Here is a 25,779-nt window from a genome sequence, read left to right as displayed (position 1 = left end):
TTCCCTTTTCTTATATTGATAAGATGTGAGGTGAAATAATGGATAATAAATTATTGATATTATTAAAAAATTTGGGTATTGAAAAAGAAGCTGATGGATTGAATGATGGTAAAATAACGAAAGTATTTGTAAGTAAGGATGATAGTTATACTTTTTATTTATCTTTTCAAAAATTGATTCCATTTAATGAATATCAATTATTAATACAAAACAAAGATAATTTTCCTTTTCCAATAAAATATGTGATTGATTATGAAAATGATGATTTTACCCAAGAAGAATTAATTCCATATATTGGTTATCTTTTAGAAGTATTAAAACAAAAATATCCGGTTTGTTTAACTTTAACAACAGATAATTTTAAAGTGGGCCCAATTATTAAAATTGGAGCATGTAATACAATTCAACTTGAACAATTGACACAGTTAAAAAGTGAAATAGAATCACTATTTAATCAAACAGGAATTAAACGAAACTTTGATTTTTATCTTGATGAAGAAAATGATACTTTTAAAGATATTAAAGAAGAAATGGAAACATATGAACCAGTTGAAATTGATATGTCACTTCTTCAAAAAACAGAAAAACCAAGTATGAAAGAAAATACTTTTCAAAATAAATATCGCAAAAAAAGCAATGCAGTTGATATGAAAATTGAAGAAATAACAGATCAAACACTAGATAATAATATTTGTATAAAAGGTTATGTTTTTAAAACAGATATAATTGTAACTAAATCTAATAAACATATTCAAAGTTTATGGGTAACTGATTATACTGATTCAATCATTGTTAAACGCTTTGAAAATAATTCAAATAATTCACTTGAAGAACTAAAATCAATTGGTAAAGGAAATGTATGGGTTAAAGTACGCGGAGAAGTGCGTTATGACAGTTATGCTCATGAAACGGTAATGATAGCTCGTGAGGTTGAAATTATCAAAGGTCCTGCACCTAGAAAGGATACAAGTGAAATAAAGCGAGTAGAATTACATACTCATTCAAAGATGTCGGCAATGGATGGAATTGGAACAATTGAACAATATATAAAAACTGTAGCTTCATGGGGACATAAAGCAATTGCTGTAACTGATCATGGAAATGTGCAATCTTTTCCTGAAGCTCAAAGTGCTAGTTTGCAAGCAGGAATCAAAATGATTTATGGTGTTGAGTTCAATATGGTCGAACCGGTCTTAAATATTGTTTATAATCCAATTGATGTTTCAATTGAACATGCAACATATGTAGCTTTTGACTTAGAAACAACTGGTTTATCAGTAATTCATGATGGAATTACTGAATTTGGTGCGGTCAAGATAAAAAATGGTGAAGTAATTGATCGAATGCAAAAATTTATTAATCCTGGAAAGACAATTTCTTCACGAATCAGTAGCCTTACAAATATTACAAATGAAATGGTAAAAAACGAACCGACTATTGATAAAGTTTTGCCTGAAATTATGGAGTTTTTTGGTGATTGTATTTTAGTTGCTCATAATGCAAGTTTCGATGTAGGTTTTTTAAATGAGAATTTAAGAAGAAGTAATATGTCAGAAATTAAAAATCCAATTATTGATTCATTAGCTCTAGCAAGAGCAATATTAAAACCGATGAAATCATATCGATTAGGCAATGTTTGTCGAAGTTATCGTGTTAATTATGATGATGAAGTAGCGCATCGTGCTGATTATGATGCAAAGGTACTTGGTGATGTATTTAATTTAATGATTCATCAAATTATGCAAAGTGAAAAATATAGTTTGTTAGATGTTTGTAAATTAACAAGTGATGATGTTTATAAAATTGTTTATCCTTATCATATGTGCGCTTTAGCACTAAATAAGACAGGATTAAAAAACATGTTTAAACTAGTTAGTGAAGCAAATACTAAATATTTTCATGGTGAATCAAGAATACCAAAGGAACGTTTGGAATATTATCGAGAAGGTTTGTTGTTTGGAAGTAGCTGTTATAATAGTGATGTTTTTGAAGCGGCATTAAATTTATCTGATGAGCGTTTAGAAAATGCAATGAAATTCTATGATTATATTGAAATCCAGCCACTGGAAGACTATTTTCATTTAATTGAACGTGGTAAGTTACAAGATAAAGATGAATTGATCAAATCTTTACAGAGAATTGTTACTTGTGCTAAAAAGTTAAATAAAATAATTGTAGCAACCGGTGATGTTCATTTTTTAGATGTTAAAGATCGAATTTTTAGAGATGTCTTTATTTCAAATCCAACGATTGGAATTGGTCATAAAGCTCATCCGCTTTGTGATCGTCGTAATCCAAAGGCAAAAAATCCATGTCAATACTTACGAACTACTGATGAGATGCTTGAGTGTTATCCATATTTATCAAAAGAAGAAACTTTTGAATACGTTGTAACAAATACTAATAAGATTGCTGATATGGTTGAAGAAATAAAACCAATTCATGATAAATTATTTACGCCAAAAATTGATGGTGCTGATGAAAATTTAAAGAAGCTTTGTTATGAAACAGCGCATAAGACTTATGGTAATCCTTTACCATCAATTGTTGAAAAGAGATTAGAAAAAGAGCTGAGTAATATTATTAAACATGGTTTTGGGGTTATTTATTATATTTCTCATTTACTTGTAAAAAAATCTAATGATGATGGTTACTTGGTTGGTTCAAGAGGTTCTGTTGGTTCATCGTTTGTTGCAACAATGTCGGGAATTACAGAAGTTAACCCGCTACCACCTCATTATGTATGTCCTAATTGTACTTATAGTGAGTTTTTAGAAGAAGGAACAATTGCTGATGGTTATGATTTAGAGGATAAACCCTGTCCTAAGTGTGGAACGATTATGAAAGGTGAAGGCCATAATATTCCCTTTGAAACTTTCTTAGGATTTAATGCTGATAAAGTTCCTGATATCGATCTTAATTTTTCTGGAGAATATCAGGCTAATGCCCATGCGTTTACTAAAGAAATTTTTGGTGAAGACCATGTTTTTAGAGCAGGAACAATTTCAACAGTAGCTGAAAAAACAGCATATGGATATGCTAAAGGATATGCAGAATTGATGGGGAAAGATCAGTCCATTAGAAGTGCCGAATTAGAAAGAATAGCAGCTGGATGTGGTGGTGTTAAACGAACAACAGGGCAACACCCGGGAGGGATTATTGTCATTCCTAGGGATATGGATGTTTTTGATTTTACACCTTATCAATACCCTGCTGATGATTTAAGTGCTACTTGGAAGACAACTCATTTTGACTTCCATGCAATTCATGATAATGTCTTAAAGTTTGATATTTTAGGACACGTTGATCCTACTGTGATTCGTGCTTTACAAGATTTGACAGGAGTTGATCCTAAAACAATTCCTACTAATGATAAAAAAGTAATGTCATTATTTACAAGCAGTAAAGCACTTGGCTGTGATTTGGAATTTATTGGTTGTAAAAGTGGTGCTTTAGGTTTACCGGAATTTGGAACTAACTTTGTAAGAGGAATGCTTGATCAAACACAACCTAAATCATTTAGTGATCTGGTAATTATTTCAGGGTTATCTCATGGTACTGATGTTTATTTAGGAAATGCTGAAAGTTTGATTAAATCGGGTACTTGTACATTGTCTGAAGTAATTGGATGTCGAGATGATATCATGGTTTATTTAATTGAAAAGGGATTACCAAATAAGGATGCTTTTGATATTATGGAATGTGTTCGTAAAGGTAAATCTACTGCGGTATTTCCAAAAATGCAATATGAGGAATTAATGAAAAAGCATAATGTACCGCAATGGTATATTGAATCATGTAAAAAAATTAAGTACATGTTTCCTAAGGCTCATGCGGTTGCTTATGTTCTTTCAGCAATCCGAGTAGCGTGGTGGAAAGTTTATTATCCGCGTGAATACTATGCTGTGTATTTTTCGACTCGTTGTGATTTTTATGAAATTGAAACATTGATTCAAGGGAAAGATGCTATTATGGCACGTCGTGAAGAAATTGCGCAATTAAAAGCACAACGCAGTGCTTCAAATAAAGAAGAAGGTTTGTGGGATGTTTTTGAAATCGCTTTAGAGATGATTGAGCGTGGTTATCATTTTAATCCAATTAGTTTACAATATTCACAAGCCAGCAAATTCATTTTAGATCCTAATGATGAATTTGGATTAATTCCACCTTTTAGTGCAGTTGATGCATTAGGTGAAGCAGTTGCTAAAACAGTTATTGATGCTCGTAATCAAGCTCCATTTTTATCAAAAGAAGATGTGATTAAACGTACTAAATTAAATAATTCCCATATTAAAACATTAACTAAGATGGGTGTATTTAATGGAATGCAGGAAAGAAATCAATTATCACTTTTTTAAAGTTGCAATTTTTAAATAGATATGTTATTATAGCTGTAGTTTCATAGAGAAGCGAGTGGGGCAACCCACTCTTTATTATTGAATAGAGGTGAAATGATGGAACTTTTAAATAAGATTAAAGAAATGATTGAACCAATTTTACAAAGTAACGATGTTTATCTTGATGATATTGAATATGTTCAAGATAAAGGAGAATGGTATCTTAGAATTTTTGTTGAAAAAAATGAAGGTTTTTTAGATATGGATACTTGTGTAGCGGTAAGTGAGCAAATCAGTCAAAAGCTGGATGAAGAAGATCCGATTAAGGGAGAATATTATTTGGAGGTTTCTTCGCCTGGGGTTGAAAAACCATTAAAAACATTTGAACAGGTTAAATCTTCTATTGGAAAGTATGTATATGCAAAATTTTATAATCCAATTGCAGGATTAGATGAAGTTGAAGGTTTTATTAATTCGATTGAAGATGAAACGATTGAATTTGAATATTTAGTTAAGAATATTAAAAAGAAAGTAAAAATTGAATACAACAATATTAAATTTATTAGATTAGCTGTGAAATTTTAGGAGGATATTAAAGTGGCTGGTATTAAATTCATGGAGGCATTAAATTTATTAATTGAAGAAAAAGGAATTGAAAAAGATGTCTTCTTAGAAATGTTGAAAGAATCTATTGCAAAAGCATATAAGAAAAATTATTTAAATTCTGATGCTAATGTCCGTGTTGAAATTAATGAAAAAACTGGTAAATTTAGATTATTTGAATTAAGAACGGTTGTTGATGATCTTGAAGATGAAGATTTAGAATTATCGTTGGAAGAAGCTCAAGCGATTAACCCATTTTATAAAATCGGTGATGTTGTTGAAACAGAAGCAGACGTTGAACATATTGGTCGTTTAGCAGCGATTCAAACAAAGCAACTGTTTAGACAAAAAATTCGTGAAACTGAAAAAGAAACTCTTTATAATGAGTTTGCTGATAAAAAAGATGATATTATCACTGGTATAGTTGATCGTGTTGAAGATAAGTTTGCAATCGTAAATATTGGAAAAACAGGAGCGTTTTTAGCATTAAATCAGCAAATTCCTGGAGAAAAATTAAAAGAGGGACAACATTTAAAAGTTTATGTTTGTGATGTTGATCGTGGAACTAAAGGAACTCATATTGTAGTAAGTAGAACAGAACCAAATTTTGTTAAAAGATTATTTGAATTAGAAGTACCTGAAGTTTTTGATGGAACAGTTGAAATTAAAGCAGTTTCTCGTGAACCAGGAGAAAGAAGTAAAATTGCAGTTTATGCAAGTAATGAAAATATTGATCCAATCGGTTCATGTGTTGGACCTAAAGGAAGTCGTGTTAAAAATGTTGTTGATGAATTAAATGGTGAAATGATCGATATCATTATTTGGAGCAATGATCCTGTTGAATTTATTTCAAATGCATTGAGTCCTTCAGAAGTTAAATATGTTTCTATTAATGAAAAAGATCATAGTGCTTTAGTAATTGTTCCAGATGATCAATTATCGCTTGCAATCGGTAAACGTGGACAAAATGCACGTTTAGCAGTAAGATTAACTGGATGGAAGATTGATATTAAATCAGTAAGTGAAGCTTTAGAAAATGGTTTAATTACTTTGGAAGAATTAGAATCAAAATCAGTACCTGTTGATGCAAGTTTTGAAGAACAATTTGCTCAAGAAATGTTGGAAAATAACGATGAAGCAAATGATGAAGAAGTCATTGTTAAAAATGATGATGAAATTATTGATGCTGAAGAAGATTATGATGATGATTTTTATGATTTAGATGACGAATATAGTAAATATGATGAAGAAATTGATTATGATGAATATGATAAATATTATGATGCTGACTAGGGAGTGATAATATTGCGTAAAATACCATTAAGAAAATGTTTAGCTACCGGTGAACAATTACCTAAAAAAGAATTAGTAAGAATCGTTCGTAATAAAGAGGGCGAAGTGTTTGTTGATTTGACAGGGAAAATGAATGGGCGTGGGGCTTATTTAAAAAAAAGTAAAGAGGCTTTTGAAATTGCAAAAAAGAAAAAATTGTTAGCACGTTCTTTACAAGTTGAAATTCCTGATGAAATATTTGAGGAATTAGGTAAGTTGATTAATGAATAATTTTTTAAATTTATTGGGACTAGCTAGTCGTGCCCGTAAAATTGTTACTGGAGAAACATTAATCAAAAAAATTAGAACAAATGCAATACATCTAGTTATTATTGCAAGTGATGCTAGCGATAATACTAAAAAGAAATTTATTGACAAGTGTACTAGTTATAATGTTGATTATATAGTAACTAGTAGTAGAGAAGAATTATCGAGTGCAATTGGTAAAAATAATCGGGTTGCTTTAGGAATTCAGGATGCTGGATTTGCAAAAAGTTTAAAAGAAAAGACAGGAGGGTGAAATTATGGCAAAACAAAACAAAAAAAATAAAAAAGGAAAAAAACAGTTAATGTCTAATTTTCCATCAAAACAAGAAGAATCAGTTGCTAAAGATGGAGTGATTGTATATGAAGAGGGAATTACTGTTGGACAATTAGCAGAAAAAATTGGACAAACACCTGCTAATATTATCAAAGTATTGTTTTTACTTGGAACAATGGTAACAATAAATTCGGCTCTTAGTGATGAACAAGTAGAATTAATTTGTTTAGAATATGGTTTTGATGCTGAAAAACATATAGAAGTAAATGAAATCAATTTTGAAGAAATTGAGATTGTTGATGATGAAAGTGATTTAGTACCTCGTTGTCCAGTTGTTACGATCATGGGACATGTTGACCATGGTAAAACAACATTATTAGATACTATTAGAAAATCTGCAGTTGTTGAAGGTGAATTTGGAGGAATTACACAACATATTGGTGCTTATCAAGTTGATGTAAATGGTAAAAAAGTTACTTTTTTAGATACTCCAGGACATGAAGCTTTTACTGCAATGCGTGCTCGTGGAGCACAAGTTACTGATATTGTTATTATTGTTGTAGCAGCTGATGATGGTGTGATGCCACAAACTAAAGAAGCAATTGACCATGCTAAAGCGGCTGGTGTACCGATTGTTGTTGCTATTAATAAAATTGATAAAGAAGGTGCTGATCCTGAAAGAATCAAAGGTGAAATGTCTGAGTATGGATTATTACCTGAAGATTGGGGTGGAGATACAGTATATTGTGAAATCTCTGCAAAAAAAGGGATTGGAATCGATGAATTATTAGAAACATTGATTGTTGTCGCTGAATTAGCTGATTTAAAAGCAAATCCAAATCGTTATGCATATGGTAGTGTAGTTGAAGGAAAACTAGATCGTGGACGTGGGCCAGTTGCAACATTATTAGTTGAAAATGGTACTTTAAGAGCTGGGGATCCAATTGTTGTAGGAACTGCTCATGGACGTGTACGTCAAATGTTAGATGATCGTGGAAAAGTAATTAAAGAAGCTTTACCAGCAACACCAGTAGAAATTACAGGGTTAAATGATGTTCCAGTTGCTGGAGATAAATTCATGGTTTTTGAAAGTGAAAAACAAGCTCGTAGTGTTGGAGAATCACGTTTGAAAGCAAAATTAGATAAGGAACGTAGTGTAGGAGCTGCTATGTCTTTAGATGATTTATTTTCACAAATTAAAGATGGTGAAGTACTTGATTTAAATATTATCGTTAAAGCTGATGTGCAAGGAACAGCTGAAGCAGTTAAAGCTTCACTTGAAAAAATTGATGTAGAAGGTGTAAGAGTTAATGTTATTCGCTCTACAGCTGGTGGTATTTCAGAATCTGATGTTTTATTAGCCACAGCTTCAAAAGCAATCATTTATGGTTTCAATGTTCGTCCTAATGCTAAAGTTCGTCAAAAGGCTGAAGAAGAAGGTATTGAAATTCGTCTTCATAATATCATTTATAAAATGGTTGAAGAAATTGAAACTGCAATGAAAGGTATGTTAGCGCCTGAAATCAAAGAAGTAATTACTGGTCAAGCAGAAATTCGTCAAGTTATTAAAGTGTCAAAAGTCGGGAATATTGCTGGATGTTATGTAACTGATGGATTTATTCGTCGTAATTGTGGCGTTCGTTTAATCCGTGATGGTGTCGTTGTTTATGAAGGAAAACTTGGTTCATTGAAAAGATTCCAAGATGATGTTAAAGAAGTTGCTAGTGGCTTTGAATGTGGTTTAAGTATTGAAAACTTTAATGATATTAAAGAGGGCGATATTGTTGAAGGTTATATCATGGAAGAAGTAGAAGTTAAGTAGGTGATTACATGGTTTTAAAGAAGGAAAAAGTTAGTGGTATTATTCAAAGAGAGTTATCACAAATTCTTCAAATGGAAGTTCGTGATCCTAAGATAGGATTTTGTACGATTACTGCAGTTGATTTAACTAATGATTTATCTATTGCTAAAATTTATGTAACATTTTTAGGTAAAGATTTTGATACACGTAAAGGAATGCAGGCTTTAGAGCGTTCAAAGGGTTTTATTCGTTCGTTGCTTGCAAAACGTCTTACAATTCGTAAAGTTCCTGAGTTACATTTTGTAAATGATACTTCTTTACAATATGGTAATAAGATTGAAAAAATTATTGATGATTTAAATCATAATAAATAATTAGAGGCAATTATTGCCTCTTTTATTTTAAAATTAAAATTTATATACTTTTTAGTTTAATTATAGATATGTTATAATAGATTATAGATATATGACTCAGGAGGTAATTATGATAACATTAAAAAATAATTTTTTAGAAGTTGTTCTAAAAAATAAAGGGGCTGAAATTATTAAAATAGTTGGACAGAGAGACCAAATCAATTATATGTGGCGTCGTGATCCGATTCAATGGGGAAGCAGCGCGCCGATTTTATTTCCAATCGTAGGAGCACTTCAAAATAATGAATGTCATATTAATGGTAAAACATACAGTATGACACAGCATGGTTTTTCACGTCACAGCGAATATCTTGCTAATCAAATAAATGATACTGAAGTTATTTTTACACTGGAACCGAATGAAGAAATATTAAAACAGTATCCTTATTTATTTAAATTAGAAGTAACTTATAGTTTAAATGATAATGTTCTTGCTTGTAATTTGAAGGTTATAAATACTGATAATAAAGAAATTTATTTTCAGATAGGAGGACATCCTGCTTTTGCTTGTCCATTTATGGAAGGTGAATCAAGTAATGATTATTATTTAGAATTTAGCGATAATGAAACTTTAGCTAGAAAAGTACTTAATTTAAAGAAAAAAGGAATTAGTCATGAAACTGTTTCTTTTTTAGATAATGAAAAAAGATTTTTTGTTCGCCAAGAGCTTTTTAGTAATGATACGATCGTTTTAGAAAATTTCAAATCAAATAAAATGGCATTAAAATCATTAAATCATAATAAATCATTGGTTGTTCACATGGATGGTTTTACTCATTTAGGTATTTGGGCAGCTAAACATGTAGGAGGATTAATTGCTATTGAACCATGGTTTGGTCATAGTGATTATGATGATTTTTGTGGAGAATTTAAAGATAAAGAAGGAATTGTTAGTTTAAAAGAAAATGAGCAATTTGAAGCAACTTTTAAAATTGAAATAAACCAATAAGACAATTTTTTCATGATGATTTTTTTATAATTTAATTATGAAAATAAAAATTATTGAAAAAACACATGAATTAGATTTAGAAGATGAGTTGAACGATTTTATTGCAAAGGAGGAAGTTTCAATTATTAATTTACATTATCAAGTTGCAATGACTTTTTCAAATGAATTGGAATATAGTTTTAGTTGCCTGATAGAATATGAAGATAAAAAATAATTTTCTCGTATAGTTTTAATGAGATTGTTAAAAATAGTTATGGAGGTGATTCCATGGCTAAAGACGTATGTTGTCATGTGGATAATTGTGTTTACAATAATAACTGTAAATGTGAAGCTCAAGAAATTACAGTATGTAATTGTAAATGTAATCATGCAAAAGAAATTAAAGAGACTGCGTGTGAAACTTTCAGATGTAAATAGGAACTTATGTTCCTATTTATTTTTAGTGTGCCACGCATGACATAAGACTAGGTGGTGAAAGTCCACTGTGGGGGTTTCGTACTACCAACCACTAGCCGAAGACAAGGTATCCATCGTAAGGTGTGAACGGGAGGAAGTTGGAGGCAAAGTCCTGACCCAAGGAATACGAACTATTTTAGGCAGAAGCTTATCGGATGAGATTGCTAAACAAATCGAAGTCCAATAGTACGACGGAATAAGCAGTGTAAAGATAGTGGGTACATAGGATGAAAGTGTTATGTCTTACCGTGGGAGGTCCTAGGAACATGATGAAAATGTAATCATGGTGGAAACGTTTGTCCTAGGAAGTCAGCCGAGGTCATAGTAGTGATGATGATAACTGTAATGGTTATCTAGCGAAGGACCGAACATAAGGAGGTGAACTGGAAATGAAAGATACTCAAGATAAAATAGGATACTGTCAACTATCATTAGGCTTACTCTATGAAGATAGTACGGAATACGACAATAGTGGAGAAGTGTATCCTACATCAAAACAAGAGATATCACATACGAAGAACACCAATAGATTTGTAGTACATGAGAAGTTACTTGAAACAATTATGGAGGATGCCAATATAGAAAAGGCAATCCAAAGGGTTATGAGTAATAAGGGAAGTGGTGGTGTAGATAAAATGCAAGTCGCAGAAGTTCGTACGCATTTCGCACAACACTGGTCTTATCTAAAGAAACTTATCATGGAGGGACATTATAGTCCACAAGCCGTTAAAAGAGTAGAAATACCAAAAGATAACGGAAAGAAAAGAGAGTTAGGAATTCCAACAGTGACGGATAGGGTCATACAACAGGCGATAGTACAGGTACTGACACCAATATTTGAACCCCAATTCAGTGACAATAGTTATGGGTTCCGACCAAGAAGAAATGCCCATCAAGCAGTAAGAAAAGTAGTCGAATACGCCAATGAAGGATATCGATATACAGTAGACCTAGATTTAGAGAAGTACTTTGATACAGTCAACCATTCAAGACTTATACAGATATTGTCACAAACTATTAAAGACGGAAGAGTTATATCACTCATACATAAATATCTCAATGCAGGAGTCATAGTAAAACATAAGTTTGAAGAAACTACAAAAGGAGTACCCCAAGGTGGGCCACTCAGCCCATTATTATCAAATATATATCTTAATGAATTTGATAAAGAAATGGAAAGAAGAGGAAATCGATTTGTAAGGTACGCAGATGACTGTGTCATACTATTCAAAAGTAAAAGAAGTGCAATGAGAGTCAAAGAAACAGTGACAAGATATTTAGAAGAGAAATTATTTGTAAAAGTGAACCAAGAGAAGACAAAGGTAGCCTATATTACTGATATAAAATTCTTGGGCTTTGGATTTTATATAGAGAAGAGTGGTAATGTACGAATCACTGTTCACAAGAAATCTAAAGAAAAGATGAAAAAGAGAATAAAGGAAATCACCAAAAGGAACCGACCAATATCAAGTAAGGAATTAGCTAAAGAGTTAAAAGAATACATTACAGGTTGGGTGAATTACTATAGGATAGCGAATATGAGTAAACATCTAAGGGAAATAGACTCATGGATGAGAAGAAGAATACGAATGATATATTGGAAAAGATGGAAGTTAGTAAGAACAAGGTATAGAAATTTACAAAAACTAGGTATTAATAAAAGTAAGGCATGGGAATGGGCAAACACAAGAAAAAGCTACTGGCACATCGCCAATAGCTTCATACTAAAAAGGACACTTACAAATGAAGTATTAAAAATATACGGATTTATAAGTGCACTAGATTATTACAACTCTATAAACTTATGAAACGCCGTGTAGGGAACCCTACGCACGGTGTTGTGAAAGGGGCGAAAGATTTTAATTCTTAGCCCCTATTCAATTGTGAATTAGATGTGAATTTGTGAATAAAATTAGTTTATCATTATTTTCTATTAGATTAAGATAAAACATGTTATAATGGTAGCGGTGATGAAATTGAAACGAATTCTTATAATTATGCTTTGTTTGTTAATAACTGGCTGTAAAGCTAGTGAAACTGAGGTAAATGATAAGCTTGATATGCAATATAAAAAATATACACAAAAACTTATTGAACAACGTGAATTTAAAGATGGAAGTGACGAGTTTTCAATCAGATTAGTTTTAAATAAAATTAATGATAGCAAAACACGTTATGATATTATTATTGACAGTCCTAGAATAAATATGTATGATTTACAAGCGATTGCTAAAGTTGAAAATGATGATGAAAGCAGTTTGCCTAGTTTAGGGATTTTAGAAGATGAGAGTTTTTCTTTAGTGCCTGGTGTTGTTGATAAAACAAAGGGAATATATCGTGGAGTTAATTTATCAGGAGTTACAAAGAAAAAGGATATTAGAGTTATTATATATTTAAGGTTTTATAATGATGAAAATAGTAAAAAATTGGAAGAAAGGTTTATAAGATTGGATGATGATGAGACTTGATAAGCTTTTAGCTAATTATGGAATAGGAACACGTAAAGAAGTTAAAAGTTATATTCGAAAGGGTTTTGTTGAAGTTAATGGTGAAATCATAAAAAAAGATGATTATAAAGTTGATTATCAAAAAGATGAGATTATTTTTGATGGTGAACTAATTGAATACCGCCCATATGTTTATTTAATGTTAAATAAGCCTAAGGGTTATGTAAGTGCTACTAAAGATAATGTTCATCCAACGGTTATTGATTTGATTGTTGGATATGAAAATTATGATTTATTTCCAGTTGGTCGACTAGATATTGATACTGAAGGACTTTTATTAATTAGTAATGATGGTGATTTTGCTCATCGATTAATGTCACCAAATAGAAATCATGCCAAAGTATATGTTGCTAGAATTGCAGGAATAATGAATGAATTTGATATTTTAGCGTTTAAAGATGGTGTGATTTTGGATAATGGTTATAAATGTAAACCAGCTAATTTGAAAATTTTAGAAGTGTTTGATGATAGTTGTGAGGTTGAAATAGAGATTTTTGAAGGAAAATTTCATCAAGTAAAGAAAATGGTAGAAGCTTGTAATAAAAAAGTAACTTATTTAAAACGAATAAGTATTAAAGGATTGACAATAGACCGTAGTTTACAATTAGGTGATTTTCGCGAACTTACTAAAGAGGAATTTATCGACTTGACTAAAGAATTATGATAAAATATATACATGTGTAAAGGGGAGTAATAATGCGACTTAGAAATAATCCAAGGGCTTATGACATTATGAATGAAAATAAAGATTTTGTAGTAATTGAGCCAGAAAGTTTTAAAAATAATTGGAAAAGTGTTTTTGGAAATGATAATCCAATTTATATAGAAATTGGAATGGGTAAGGGTGATTTTATTTATGAAAATGCCCGTTTGAACCCTGACATAAATTATATTGGGATTGAAAAATATCCAAGTGTTTTAGCAGCAGCGATTAATAAGATTAATTTACAAGAAAATAAAGTGAGTAATCTTCGTTTAATGCGTTATGATGCAATTGAGTTGAATAATGTATTTGAAAAAAATGAAGTAGATAAAATTTTCTTGAATTTTAGTGATCCTTGGCCTAAAAGTAGACATGCTAAAAGAAGACTTACTTCTAGTAAGTTTTTAGATGTTTATCGTCAAATTTTAATTGATCAAGGAGTTATTGAATTTAAGACAGATAATCGTGGTTTGTTTGAGTATTCATTGATTTCATTGAATCAATATCCAATGGATTTTGAATATATAAGTCTTGATTTGCATAATAGTCCTGAAAGTGAAGGAAATATTATGACTGAATATGAGCGTAAATTTTGTAAGAAAGGACCAATTTATAAATTAATTGGAAGGTATAAATAAATGGATAAATTAATTGAAATTAAGACAGTTGAAGAATTTGAAAAAGCAAAAGCTGGTAAAACTATTTTTATGTTTACGGCTAATTGGTGTCCTGACTGTATGTTTGTTAAACCGTTTATTGGTGATATTGTTGATGCAAATCCAGAATTTAAGTTTTATGTAGTAAATCGTGATGATTTATTAGATTTATGTAAATCTTTAGATATTTTAGGTATTCCATCTTTTGTGGCTTATAATGATGAAGCAGAGATTGGACGCTTTGTAAGTAAACTTCGTAAGACAAAAGACGAAATTCAAGCATTTATTGATAGTTTAAAATAAGAGGTGTTATGATGATGTTTCATGGATTTTATAATTTAGATCATGTAGGCGATATTATGCTTGCAAGAATAGTGGATGGTAAAACATTTAGCTATGATAAATATGATGATTTAGTTGTTTTAAAAGATAAAAAGGAAAATGTTATTGGTTATAATTTATTAAATGCCAGCAAATATTTAGGTAGTCTTAATAATGGTTTGATTAAATTTAGTGATGAACAAGTTGATGCTTTTAATGAAATTTTAGAAAAATATGGTTTTTTAGCAGTTACAGTTGATAAAACACCACGTTTTATTGTTGGTGAAGTTGTTTCAATGTGTGATCATCCAGATTCTGATCATTTACATATTTGTCAAGTTAATTTAGGAAACGAAGAAACTCAAATTGTATGTGGTGCACCCAATGTTGAACAAGGGCAAAGAGTTGTAGTTGCTACAATTGGAGCAATTATGCCAAGTGGTTTAGTAATTAAACCATCTAAATTACGTAAGGTTGATTCTAATGGGATGATTTGTTCGGCTCGAGAATTAGGCTTACCAAATGCACCTCAAGTGCGTGGAATTTTGGTATTAGATAAAGAAAAATATAATATTGGTGAATCTTTTTTTTAGACTAGAGGGGGAATAATAGAATGTTTAAAGGGTTATTTAAAAAGCATGTACAAAATGATGATATTTTTGAAGTTGACCCAGTTGTCGAACAACGTCGTAAAGAAAAATTTAGCACGCCATTAATTTATGATGAAGAATTTAAAAATAAAGAGACTAAAAAACCAAAAGAAAATGTTAAAGTTAAACCTGTTGAAAAACCAAAAGTAAGTGAATCAAAGAAAATAGTTGAAGAAGAACCAAAAGAAATTTATCGTATGAGTGAAATTATTTCGCCAATGCGAGGAATTACTAAAAGTAAAGAACCAGAAAAAAAGGTTTCTAAAAAAACTAAAGCTAGACCTAAAAGAAAACTATCTGATGATGAGTTAGTTCCCGTATTAAGTCCATATTTTGGTAATTTTGAAAAAAAGATTGAGGTAGAAACAGAATCTAAGTTGACAGCTATTAAAGAAGAAAAACCAGATGTTAAAGAAGAAAAGCCAAAAGTTGAAAAAAGAGTAAATAGAGAAACTGATGGTCTACCTACTGTAGAAGATAATCTTCGTAATATTGCTAAAATTGTTGAAGAAGAAAAAGACCAATTAAAAATTATTGAAGAAAGAACTGGAGAGTTTAAGTTGGATTTTTCTGGGGATGAAGAAAAAAAGAAAGATAGTTTAATTGACGAAATTGATGATGATATGTCATTAGATGAATTAATGAGTTTATATGAAAAGAAGTTTAAGGATTAATTATGATTAAAGGAATTGGTTGCGATATTGTTGATTTAAATCGCTTGAATGATTGTTTGGATGAGTTTGCTTGTAAAATCTTAACGTTTAAGGAGTTTGAAATTTATCGTAATAAAAAAACAGATAAACAAAAACGTGAATTTCTTGGTGGTCGTTTTGCGGGTAAAGAAGCTTTTTTTAAAGCTGTTGGAATAGAAGAAAAATTGGTTTCATTTAATGATGTTGAAATTTTAAATGATACTAATGGAAAACCATTTTTAAATTATGTTAATTCTTATATTTCAATTGCTCATGAAAATGATTATGCCATTGCTTATGTTATTGTAGAAGTCTAAATGACTTCTTTTTTTATTTATATTTTAGCCAAATTTTAGTAGACATTAACGGTCTAAAAACACATATAAAAAAGTATTTATTTCATATATAAAATAAAATCGATCAATATTGATTGATTTTTGTATTTTTATGAATTTTTACATTTTTAAGTTAGCTTGAAAAGCAATAATTATATTCATATAATTATTTTGAAAGAGGAGGGAGATTAAATGTTAAATCAAGTTATGCTAATTGGAAGATTAGTTGATATACCAGTAATGAAAACTACTAAAGGTGGTGTAAAAGTAGCCAATGCAACATTGGAGATTGAACAAGGGTTTAAAAATGGTTTAGGAGCGTATGAAAGTGATTATGTAACAGTTTCTTTGTGGCGTGGGATTGCAGAAATGATTATTGAAACAGCATTACCAGGAAGCATGATAGCAATAAAAGGTAGATTACATTCACGAACATTTGAATGTAGTGATTCTAAAGTTATTACATCAATCGAAGTGATTGCTGAACATGTTTCTTTACTGGATAAATATTTTAGAGGGAATAAATAGTATTTGAGTTTGACCTACTTATTTGTTATAATATTGTAACGAAAGTGGGTGATAATAAATGACGATTGATCAAAGTAAAATAAGAAATTTTTCAATTATCGCGCATATTGATCATGGTAAAAGCACCCTGGCAGACCGCATACTTCAATTAACTGGAGCAGTAGCTGATAGAGATATGAAATCTCAATTACTTGATAGTATGGATCTTGAGCGTGAAAGAGGAATAACGATAAAATTAAATGCGGTTCAACTTAATTATACTGCAAAAGATGGACAAACGTATTTGCTGCACTTGATCGATACACCAGGGCATGTCGATTTTACATATGAAGTATCTCGCTCTTTGGCGGCTTGTGAAGGTGCTATTTTAGTTGTTGATGCAGTTCAAGGGGTTGAAGCACAAACTTTAGCAAATGTATATTTGGCACTAGATAATAATTTGGAAATTTTACCAGTTATTAATAAAATAGATTTACCAAGTGCAGATCCTAGTCGAGTTATTAAAGAAGTAGAAGATGTGATTGGATTACCGGCAGATCATGCACCATTGATTTCTGCAAAAACTGGATTGAATATTGAAGAAGTTCTTGAAAAGGTTGTTCATGAATTCCCAGCACCTTCTGGAGATATCAATAATCCTACTCAAGCTTTGATATTTGATTCTTACTATGATAGTTATCGAGGTGTAATTGTTTTTGTTCGAATTAAAGAAGGTAAAATTAAAGTTGGCGATACAGTTAAATTTTTAGCTACTAATGCAATATATGAAGTTACTGAATTAGGTGTTAGAACACCTCGTGAAGTAAAAAAAGAAGAGCTGGTTGTCGGTGAAGTTGGTTGGTTTTGTGCCTCAATCAAATCTATTCAAGACATCCATGTTGGTGATACGGTTACTACTCTTGAACAGGAATCAAATGTTCAATTACCAGGATATCGTCAATTAAATCCAATGGTGTATTGTGGGCTTTATCCAATCGATAATGCTCGTTATAAAGATTTACGTGAAGCATTAGAAAAGATGAAATTAAGTGATTCAGCGTTAATGTTTGAACCAGAAACATCACAAGCATTAGGGTTTGGATTTAGATGTGGTTTTTTAGGATTATTACATATGGATGTTATCCAAGAAAGATTGGAAAGAGAGTTTGATCTTGAATTAATTGCTACAGCACCATCAGTTATTTATCATTGTTATCTAACAGATGGAAGTGAATTAATTATTGATAATCCTGCAATGATGCCAGCTCCACAGGTTATCGATCATATCGAAGAGCCATATGTAAAAGCATCAATTATGACTCCTAGTGAGTTTGTTGGTGCAATTATGGAACTTTGTCAAAATAAAAGAGGAGAGTATGTTGATATTGAATATATTGATGATACTCGTAGAAATGTTATTTATGAAGTTCCTTTATCAGAAATTGTTTATGATTTTTTTGATAAATTGAAATCTAGTACTAAAGGTTACGCTTCACTAGATTATGAATTAATTGGTTATCGAACAAGCAAATTACAAAAGATGGATATTTTATTAAATGGCGATGCAGTTGATGCTCTTTCAACGATTGTTCATAAAGATTTTGCGTATAGCCGAGGAAAGATTATTTGTGAAAAATTAAAAGAAATCATTCCTAAACAAATGTTTGAAGTACCAATTCAAGCGGCGCTTCAGGGGAAAATCATTGCTAGAACGACAATTAAAGCGATGCGAAAAAATGTCTTAGCTAAATGTTATGGTGGTGATATTACCCGTAAAAAGAAATTATTAGAAAAACAAAAAGAGGGTAAAAAGAGAATGAAAGCAGTTGGAAATGTGGAAATTCCTCAGGAAGCTTTTATGGCAATTTTATCTGTTGATGATGATAAGTAGTATTTAATACTACTTATTTTTTAGTGTGCCACGCATGACATAAGACTAGGTGGTGAAAGTCCACTGTGGGGGTTTCGTACTACCAACCACTAGCCGAAGACAAGGTATCCATCGTAAGGTGTGAACGGGAGGAAGTTGGAGGCAAAGTCCTGACCCAAGGAATACGAACTATTTTAGGCAGAAGCTTATCGGATGAGATTGCTAAACAAATCGAAGTCCAATAGTACGACGGAATAAGCAGTGTAAAGATAGTGGGTACATAGGATGAAAGTGTTATGTCTTACCGTGGGAGGTCCTAGGAACATGATGAAAATGTAATCATGGTGGAAACGTTTGTCCTAGGAAGTCAGCCGAGGTCATAGTAGTGATGATGATAACTGTAATGGTTATCTAGCGAAGGACCGAACATAAGGAGGTGAACTGGAAATGAAAGATACTCAAGATAAAATAGGATACTGTCAACTATCATTAGGCTTACTCTATGAAGATAGTACGGAATACGACAATAGTGGAGAAGTGTATCCTACATCAAAACAAGAGATATCACATACGAAGAACACCAATAGATTTGTAGTACATGAGAAGTTACTTGAAACAATTATGGAGGATGCCAATATAGAAAAGGCAATCCAAAGGGTTATGAGTAATAAGGGAAGTGGTGGTGTAGATAAAATGCAAGTCGCAGAAGTTCGTACGCATTTCGCACAACACTGGTCTTATCTAAAGAAACTTATCATGGAGGGACATTATAGTCCACAAGCCGTTAAAAGAGTAGAAATACCAAAAGATAACGGAAAGAAAAGAGAGTTAGGAATTCCAACAGTGACGGATAGGGTCATACAACAGGCGATAGTACAGGTACTGACACCAATATTTGAACCCCAATTCAGTGACAATAGTTATGGGTTCCGACCAAGAAGAAATGCCCATCAAGCAGTAAGAAAAGTAGTCGAATACGCCAATGAAGGATATCGATATACAGTAGACCTAGATTTAGAGAAGTACTTTGATACAGTCAACCATTCAAGACTTATACAGATATTGTCACAAACTATTAAAGACGGAAGAGTTATATCACTCATACATAAATATCTCAATGCAGGAGTCATAGTAAAACATAAGTTTGAAGAAACTACAAAAGGAGTACCCCAAGGTGGGCCACTCAGCCCATTATTATCAAATATATATCTTAATGAATTTGATAAAGAAATGGAAAGAAGAGGAAATCGATTTGTAAGGTACGCAGATGACTGTGTCATACTATTCAAAAGTAAAAGAAGTGCAATGAGAGTCAAAGAAACAGTGACAAGATATTTAGAAGAGAAATTATTTGTAAAAGTGAACCAAGAGAAGACAAAGGTAGCCTATATTACTGATATAAAATTCTTGGGCTTTGGATTTTATATAGAGAAGAGTGGTAATGTACGAATCACTGTTCACAAGAAATCTAAAGAAAAGATGAAAAAGAGAATAAAGGAAATCACCAAAAGGAACCGACCAATATCAAGTAAGGAATTAGCTAAAGAGTTAAAAGAATACATTACAGGTTGGGTGAATTACTATAGGATAGCGAATATGAGTAAACATCTAAGGGAAATAGACTCATGGATGAGAAGAAGAATACGAATGATATATTGGAAAAGATGGAAGTTAGTAAGAACAAGGTATAGAAATTTACAAAAACTAGGTATTAATAAAAGTAAGGCATGGGAATGGGCAAACACAAGAAAAAGCTACTGGCACATCGCCAATAGCTTCATACTAAAAAGGACACTTACAAATGAAGTATTAAAAATATACGGATTTATAAGTGCACTAGATTATTACAACTCTATAAACTTATGAAACGCCGTGTAGGGAACCCTACGCACGGTGTTGTGAAAGGGGCGAAAGATTTTAATTCTTAGCCCCTATTCAATTAATTTTAAATTAGAGCTATAGTTTTAATTCTATTTTTATTTTTTTGGTGTATAATATATACATTAGATTGAAAAAGGAGTGTCTTATGAAAAAAAGTTATCAATTAGCTGGATATACATTACATGTAATTCCAACAAAAAAATTTAAAAATATAACTATGTCATTAAAATTAGAAAATAAATTGATAAAAGAAAATGTGACTAAACGATCATTACTTTCTTTTATGTTAACTGGGGGGACAAAAGATTATCCCTCAACGCAAGCTTTATCAAGCCATTTAGAGGATTTATATGGAATGAGTTTTGGAACTAATTTGGCTAGTAAAGGGTTAGTTCAAGTTTTGAATATTTCTAGTGTTTGTATTAATGAAGAGTTTTTACCATATCAAGAAGATTTACTTAAACAACAAATTAAACTGTTTAATGATGTTCTTTATAATCCTAATGTAATCAATGGTAAGTTTGATGAGCAAACTTTAAATATTAAGAAAAAAGAATTAAAGGAACGCTTAATTGTTCAAAATGATGATAAATTTATGTATGGATTAAACCAGTTATTTAAAAATATGGGTGAAGATAGCTTTTTATCAGTTTGTAATAATGGATATATTGAAGAAATTGATAAAATTACTAATGAAGAATTATATCAATATTTATTAGAGTGCATTAAAAATGATGCTAAACATTTATATGTGGTTGGAGATGTTGATGAAAGTATCGTTGATGTTTTTAAAGAAAATTTAAGTTTTGAGTCAAGTAATGTGTTTAATGAAGTTGTAACAAATTTTAAATCAACAAAAAAAGAAGTATTAGAAGTAATTGAAAAACAAGACATTACTCAAGCAAAATTAAATATGGGATTTGTCGTTGATTGTAATTTTTTAGATGAAGGTACTTATGCAATGACCGTGTTTAATGCAATATTTGGTGGGTTTTCACAATCTAGATTGTTTAAAGTAGTTAGAGAAAAACATAGTTTATGTTATTATATCTCATCTAGTTACGGGGCATTTAGTGGGATTATGACTGTTAATGCCGGAATTGAAGGTAGTGACTATCAAAAGGCTAAAGAATTAATTTTAAAAGAACTTGCTAATATTCAAAATGGTGATTTTAGTGATGATGAAATTAATTTAGCGAAATTAATGTTAAAAAATTCACTTACTAAAACTAAAGATGAACCAATGAGTTTGATTGCTTTAGCATATAATCGAGATTTAACAAATAAACAAGAAACAAATGATGAATATCTTGAAAAAATCTTAAAAGTTAGTCGTGAAGAAATTATTGCAGCAAGTAAAAAAGTGCATTTAGATACTATTTTCTTACTTACAGGGAGTGATAAATAATGGAAAAGCTATATTTTAATACGTTAAAAGAAACACTGTATCATGAAAAAATGGATAATGGGTTAGAAGTTTATTTACTTCCTAAACCAGGTTTTGAAAAAACTTATGGTTTATTTTCAACGAATTTTGGTGCTATTGATACAACATTTGTACCACTTGGTCAAGATGAAATGATTAAAGTAGAAGATGGAATTGCTCATTTTTTAGAACATAAAATGTTTGATATGAATGGCACTGATGCATCTGATGAATTTGCTAAACTAGGAGCTAGTACAAATGCTTTTACATCTTCTAGTCGTACTGCATATTTATTTAGCACAACTTCTAATGAATATCCATGTATTGAATTGTTATTAGATTTTGTTCAAAAGTTAGAAATTACACCTGAGAGTGTAGAAAAAGAAAAAGGTATTATTGGTCAAGAAATAAAAATGTATGATGATGATCCAGATTGGCGAGTTTATTTTGGATCGATTCAAAATTTATACAATCTTCATCCAGTTGCCATTGATATTGCAGGAAGTGTAGAAACAGTTAATAATACTACTAAAGAGATGTTAGAAACTTGTTATAATACATTTTATCATCCAAGTAATATGATGCTTTTTATAGTAGGGAATATTGATGCTAATAAAGCAATTTCAATTATTCGTAGTAATCAAGCTAAAAAGGATTTTAAAATAGCAAATAAGATTGTTTGTCAAAAAGTCTTTGAGCCAAATAACATTAAAGTTAAAGAAAATGTTTTAACAATGGATGTTGAGATGAATAAAATTATTGTTTCTATTAAGATCAATGAAATTTTTGATGATCCAAAATTAAAAATTAAGCGTGAATTAGCAATTAATTTATTATTTGATCTATTATTTTCTAAAAGTTCAAAATTATATAACGATTGGTTAAATAGAGGAATAATCAATGATTCATTTAGTGCAAATTTCACACAAGAACGTGATTATGCATTTATTCAAATTGGTTGCGATTGTGATGATTATGAAACATTAAAAGATAATTTAATAGATTTAATTAAAAATTTTAAAGACATTAAAATTGAAAAAAGTGATTTTGAAAGAATTAAAAAGAAAAATATTGGCTTGTTTATAAATATGTTTAATAGTCCAGAAAGTATTGCCAATATATTTAGTCGTTATTATTTTGAAGGAACGATTGCCTTTGATTTAATTGATGAAGTTGCAAAAATTAGTCTTGATGATATCTATTCAATGTTTAAATATTTTGATTTAGATTATACGAGTACATGTATTGTTAAGAAAAAGTAAAATACAATATTGAATAATAGTTGACACATTGTCTGCTTATGTTATAATAACGTTGGTTAGAGAGTATATAAAAATTTCCACATCATAGATACGGGAACCTGATCTAAATTGCGGTGTTGAAAACCTATCTTTGAATAGGGATCCTAAAGTATATTTAAAGGTGCCCACCTGTACAAAACAGGGAAATATCTAAAGCTCTCTACCTTTTTTATGTTAAGGAGAATGATGAATGAGTAGCATAGATCCAAAGTTAATTGAAAGAATCAATGAGCTAGCAAAAAAGAAAAAAGATGGTACTATTACTAAGGCGGAATTGAAAGAACAAGAAAAATTACGTCAAGAGTATTTAAAAGCTTTTAGAAGTGGTTTTAAGCAACAATTAATGGGCATAAAGGTAGTAGATGTTAATGGAAATGATGTAACTCCTCAAAAAATAAAAGCTGAGAAATTAAAAAATTAAAGTAATTTAAATAAACTTATTCAAATTTAGACATTTTTGTGTATAATAAGGATAAGTTTTTTATGTGCAAAAAGGAGATTAGAATAAATGGAAACATCAACGTTATCAATTGCAGCTATCCGTGCATTAGGCATTGATACTATTAACAAAGCAAATTCGGGACATCCAGGAATGGTTTTAGGGTCCGCACCAGCTATTTATACTTTATTTACTAAAGAGATGAATTTTTATCATAAGCAATCAAAATGGTTTAATCGAGATCGTTTTGTTTTAGCTTCTGGACATGCATCAGCGCTATTATATACAATGTTACATTTATCTGGATATCAGATTTCAATGGATGATTTGAAAAACTTCAGACAATGGAATTCAAATACTCCAGGGCATCCTGAATGTGATATTACAGATGGTGTCGATGCTTCTTCGGGGCCTCTAGGGCAAGGGATTCCGATGGCAGCTGGAATGGCTTTAGCAGAAAAGTTTTTAGCGACTAAATACAATAAAGAAGATTATAACATTGTTGATCATTACACATTTGTGTTATGTGGTGATGGAGATATGCAAGAGGGTGTTACTTATGAAGCAGCATCACTTGCGGGACACCTTTCTCTTGGTAAATTGATTGTTTTATATGATGCTAACCAAGTTACTTTAGATGGACCATTATCAATGTCGTTTAGTGAAGATGTTAAAAAGCGTTATGAAGCAATTGGATGGCAAGTTATTAATGTTGCAGATGGTAATGATATTAATGCTATTCAAAAAGCAATTCGTAAGGGTAAAAAAGAATTATATAAACCAACTTTGATTATTGTTAATACAATAATTGGATATGGTTCAAGTAACCAAGGAACAAATAAAGTTCATGGGAATCCATTAGGTAAAGAAGATGGAAAAAATGCGAAATTATCTTATGGTTTTGATCATGAAGAGTTTTATGTGCCTGATGAAGTTTATGAAGATTTTGCCAATACATGTATTAAACGTGGTAAAAATCGTTATAATAAATGGAATCGTTTATTTAAAGATTATGAAAAAAATTACCCTGAATTAGCTCAGGAATTAAAAGATGCAATTGATGGTAAATATTCTTTAGATGTTGAAGAAATTACTAAAAAATATGTACCAGGATTTAGTGATGCAACTAGAAATACATCATATGAGTTGATTCAAGAAGCAGCTAAACAAAATCCAACATTTATGTCAGGGACTGCAGATTTAGCTTGTTCAACTAAAACGGAGATTGCTTTTGAAGAAGCTTTCAGTGTTGAAAATTATGGTGGACGTAATTTAGTTTTTGGAATTCGTGAATTTGCAATGGTTGCAATGATGAATGGAATTACTTTACATACAGGAATCAAAGTATCAGCTGGTGGTTTCTTAGTATTCTCAGATTATTTTAAAGCAGCACTTAGAATGGCGTGTTTAATGGAATTACCAATTATTATTCCTTTATCACACGATTCGATTGCAGTAGGTGAAGATGGACCAACTCATCAACCAATCGAACAATTAGCAATGTTACGTTCCTTACCAAATGTTCAAGTTTTAAGACCAGCAGATGCAATTGAAACTGCTGCTGCATGGAAAATAGCGATAGAATCAACTAAAAATCCAACTGCAATCATTTTAACTAGACAAAATGTTACAACACTTGAAAACACTTCAGTTGAAAGTGTAAGTAAAGGAGCTTATATAGTAGGGCATGAAGTTGATCATATTGATGCAATTATTATTGCGACAGGTAGTGAAGTAAATTTAGCAATGGAAGCTAAAAAAGCTTTATTTGAACAAGGAATTGATGTGCGTGTAGTTTCAATGCCATCAATGGAATTATTTGAAAAACAAGATGATGATTACAAAGAAACAGTTCTTCCACATAATGTGAGAGCACGTTTATCAATTGAAATGGCTAGTGATTTTGGTTGGTATAAATATGTTGGCTTAGATGGTAAAACAATGTCAGTTAATAAATTTGGAACAAGTGCTCCAGCTAATGTAGTAATTGAAAATTATGGTTTTACTGTTGAAAATGTAATTAAAAATATAAAAGATATTTTATAAGAGCAAAAAGTAT

At 30.8% G+C, this 25,779-nt stretch carries 25 protein-coding genes; all 25 read left to right on the top strand.

The window, feature by feature from the left end:
* Positions 1-38 precede the first annotated feature (38 nt).
* The 25 genes from NQ543_RS06140 to tkt all read left to right on the top strand — a co-directional run bounded on the left by NQ543_RS06140 (position 39) and on the right by tkt (position 25,766).
* Positions 39-4,358, top strand: coding sequence for a PolC-type DNA polymerase III (locus NQ543_RS06140; protein WP_004609736.1), 4,320 nt, complete (start codon positions 39-41; stop codon positions 4,356-4,358).
* A gap of 96 nt (positions 4,359-4,454) precedes the next feature.
* Positions 4,455-4,922: a ribosome maturation factor RimP gene (locus NQ543_RS06135; RefSeq protein ID WP_004609737.1), complete on the top strand. Its 468-nt coding sequence runs from the start codon at positions 4,455-4,457 to the stop codon at positions 4,920-4,922.
* Between the two features lie 12 nt (positions 4,923-4,934).
* Complete coding sequence (gene nusA, locus NQ543_RS06130; protein ID WP_004609738.1) at positions 4,935-6,233, top strand: transcription termination factor NusA; 1,299 nt, start codon at positions 4,935-4,937, stop codon at positions 6,231-6,233.
* Positions 6,234-6,245: 12 nt separating this feature from the next.
* Complete coding sequence (gene rnpM / locus NQ543_RS06125; RefSeq protein WP_039904120.1) at positions 6,246-6,503, top strand: RNase P modulator RnpM; 258 nt, start codon at positions 6,246-6,248, stop codon at positions 6,501-6,503.
* A complete protein-coding gene (locus NQ543_RS06120; protein WP_004609740.1) occupies positions 6,496-6,792 on the top strand; it encodes a L7Ae/L30e/S12e/Gadd45 family ribosomal protein in 297 nt (98 codons plus the stop codon). The genes rnpM and NQ543_RS06120 overlap by 8 nt, the downstream gene beginning before the upstream one ends.
* A gap of 4 nt (positions 6,793-6,796) precedes the next feature.
* The gene (gene infB, locus NQ543_RS06115; RefSeq protein WP_004609741.1) at positions 6,797-8,635 is read left to right on the top strand and encodes a translation initiation factor IF-2; all 1,839 of its coding nucleotides are present in this window, start codon (positions 6,797-6,799) and stop codon (positions 8,633-8,635) included.
* An 8-nt stretch (positions 8,636-8,643) separates the two neighbouring features.
* Positions 8,644-8,988 carry a 30S ribosome-binding factor RbfA gene (gene rbfA / locus NQ543_RS06110; RefSeq protein WP_004609742.1) on the top strand — a complete coding sequence of 115 codons (345 nt, stop codon included), beginning with the start codon at positions 8,644-8,646 and terminating at the stop codon, positions 8,986-8,988.
* Between the two features lie 109 nt (positions 8,989-9,097).
* On the top strand, positions 9,098-9,976 hold the full coding sequence (locus NQ543_RS06105) for an aldose 1-epimerase family protein (RefSeq protein WP_039904125.1): 879 nt from the start codon (positions 9,098-9,100) through the stop codon (positions 9,974-9,976).
* A gap of 37 nt (positions 9,977-10,013) precedes the next feature.
* Positions 10,014-10,190 (top strand): sporulation protein Cse60, encoded by a 177-nt coding sequence (locus NQ543_RS06100; RefSeq protein WP_004609744.1) that lies wholly within the window; start codon positions 10,014-10,016, stop codon positions 10,188-10,190.
* A 53-nt stretch (positions 10,191-10,243) separates the two neighbouring features.
* Positions 10,244-10,393, top strand: a complete 150-nt coding sequence (locus NQ543_RS06095; protein ID WP_004609745.1) for a DUF1540 domain-containing protein — start codon at positions 10,244-10,246, stop codon at positions 10,391-10,393.
* 428 nt (positions 10,394-10,821) lie between these two features.
* Positions 10,822-12,240, top strand: coding sequence for a group II intron reverse transcriptase/maturase (gene ltrA / locus NQ543_RS06090; protein ID WP_004608658.1), 1,419 nt, complete (start codon positions 10,822-10,824; stop codon positions 12,238-12,240).
* A 162-nt stretch (positions 12,241-12,402) separates the two neighbouring features.
* Positions 12,403-12,900 carry a hypothetical protein gene (locus tag NQ543_RS06085; protein ID WP_230197296.1) on the top strand — a complete coding sequence of 166 codons (498 nt, stop codon included), beginning with the start codon at positions 12,403-12,405 and terminating at the stop codon, positions 12,898-12,900.
* Positions 12,884-13,603, top strand: coding sequence for a pseudouridine synthase (locus tag NQ543_RS06080; RefSeq protein ID WP_004609747.1), 720 nt, complete (start codon positions 12,884-12,886; stop codon positions 13,601-13,603). The genes NQ543_RS06085 and NQ543_RS06080 overlap by 17 nt, the downstream gene beginning before the upstream one ends.
* A 32-nt stretch (positions 13,604-13,635) precedes the next feature.
* Positions 13,636-14,280: a tRNA (guanosine(46)-N7)-methyltransferase TrmB gene (trmB, locus tag NQ543_RS06075; RefSeq protein ID WP_004609748.1), complete on the top strand. Its 645-nt coding sequence runs from the start codon at positions 13,636-13,638 to the stop codon at positions 14,278-14,280.
* On the top strand, positions 14,281-14,601 hold the full coding sequence (locus tag NQ543_RS06070; protein ID WP_004609749.1) for a thioredoxin family protein: 321 nt from the start codon (positions 14,281-14,283) through the stop codon (positions 14,599-14,601). It begins immediately after the preceding gene.
* A gap of 8 nt (positions 14,602-14,609) precedes the next feature.
* The gene (ytpR, locus tag NQ543_RS06065; protein ID WP_230197297.1) at positions 14,610-15,212 is read left to right on the top strand and encodes a YtpR family tRNA-binding protein; all 603 of its coding nucleotides are present in this window, start codon (positions 14,610-14,612) and stop codon (positions 15,210-15,212) included.
* 20 nt (positions 15,213-15,232) lie between these two features.
* Complete coding sequence (locus NQ543_RS06060) at positions 15,233-15,943, top strand: hypothetical protein (protein ID WP_004609751.1); 711 nt, start codon at positions 15,233-15,235, stop codon at positions 15,941-15,943.
* A 2-nt stretch (positions 15,944-15,945) separates the two neighbouring features.
* The gene (acpS, locus tag NQ543_RS06055; RefSeq protein WP_004609752.1) at positions 15,946-16,278 is read left to right on the top strand and encodes a holo-ACP synthase; all 333 of its coding nucleotides are present in this window, start codon (positions 15,946-15,948) and stop codon (positions 16,276-16,278) included.
* Positions 16,279-16,488: 210 nt separating this feature from the next.
* Positions 16,489-16,824, top strand: coding sequence for a single-stranded DNA-binding protein (locus NQ543_RS06050; protein ID WP_004609753.1), 336 nt, complete (start codon positions 16,489-16,491; stop codon positions 16,822-16,824).
* Between the two features lie 58 nt (positions 16,825-16,882).
* Positions 16,883-18,694, top strand: coding sequence for a translation elongation factor 4 (gene lepA / locus NQ543_RS06045; RefSeq protein WP_004609754.1), 1,812 nt, complete (start codon positions 16,883-16,885; stop codon positions 18,692-18,694).
* Between the two features lie 426 nt (positions 18,695-19,120).
* Positions 19,121-20,539 carry a group II intron reverse transcriptase/maturase gene (gene ltrA / locus NQ543_RS06040; protein WP_004608658.1) on the top strand — a complete coding sequence of 473 codons (1,419 nt, stop codon included), beginning with the start codon at positions 19,121-19,123 and terminating at the stop codon, positions 20,537-20,539.
* A 160-nt stretch (positions 20,540-20,699) separates the two neighbouring features.
* Positions 20,700-21,962 (top strand): EF-P 5-aminopentanol modification-associated protein YfmF, encoded by a 1,263-nt coding sequence (gene yfmF, locus NQ543_RS06035; protein WP_004609755.1) that lies wholly within the window; start codon positions 20,700-20,702, stop codon positions 21,960-21,962.
* Positions 21,962-23,242 (top strand): EF-P 5-aminopentanol modification-associated protein YfmH, encoded by a 1,281-nt coding sequence (gene yfmH / locus NQ543_RS06030; RefSeq protein ID WP_004609756.1) that lies wholly within the window; start codon positions 21,962-21,964, stop codon positions 23,240-23,242. The genes yfmF and yfmH overlap by 1 nt, the downstream gene beginning before the upstream one ends.
* 229 nt (positions 23,243-23,471) lie before the next feature.
* Positions 23,472-23,702, top strand: coding sequence for a DUF896 domain-containing protein (locus NQ543_RS06025; protein WP_004609757.1), 231 nt, complete (start codon positions 23,472-23,474; stop codon positions 23,700-23,702).
* A gap of 87 nt (positions 23,703-23,789) precedes the next feature.
* The gene (tkt, locus tag NQ543_RS06020; protein WP_004609758.1) at positions 23,790-25,766 is read left to right on the top strand and encodes a transketolase; all 1,977 of its coding nucleotides are present in this window, start codon (positions 23,790-23,792) and stop codon (positions 25,764-25,766) included.
* Positions 25,767-25,779 lie beyond the last annotated feature (13 nt).

It is taken from the genome of Thomasclavelia spiroformis DSM 1552 (genome assembly GCF_025149465.1).
Lineage (GTDB): Bacteria > Bacillota_I > Bacilli_A > Erysipelotrichales > Coprobacillaceae > Thomasclavelia > Thomasclavelia spiroformis.
The sequence above is the reverse complement of the archived record's forward strand: the minus strand, read 5'-3'. Positions and strand labels throughout refer to the sequence as shown.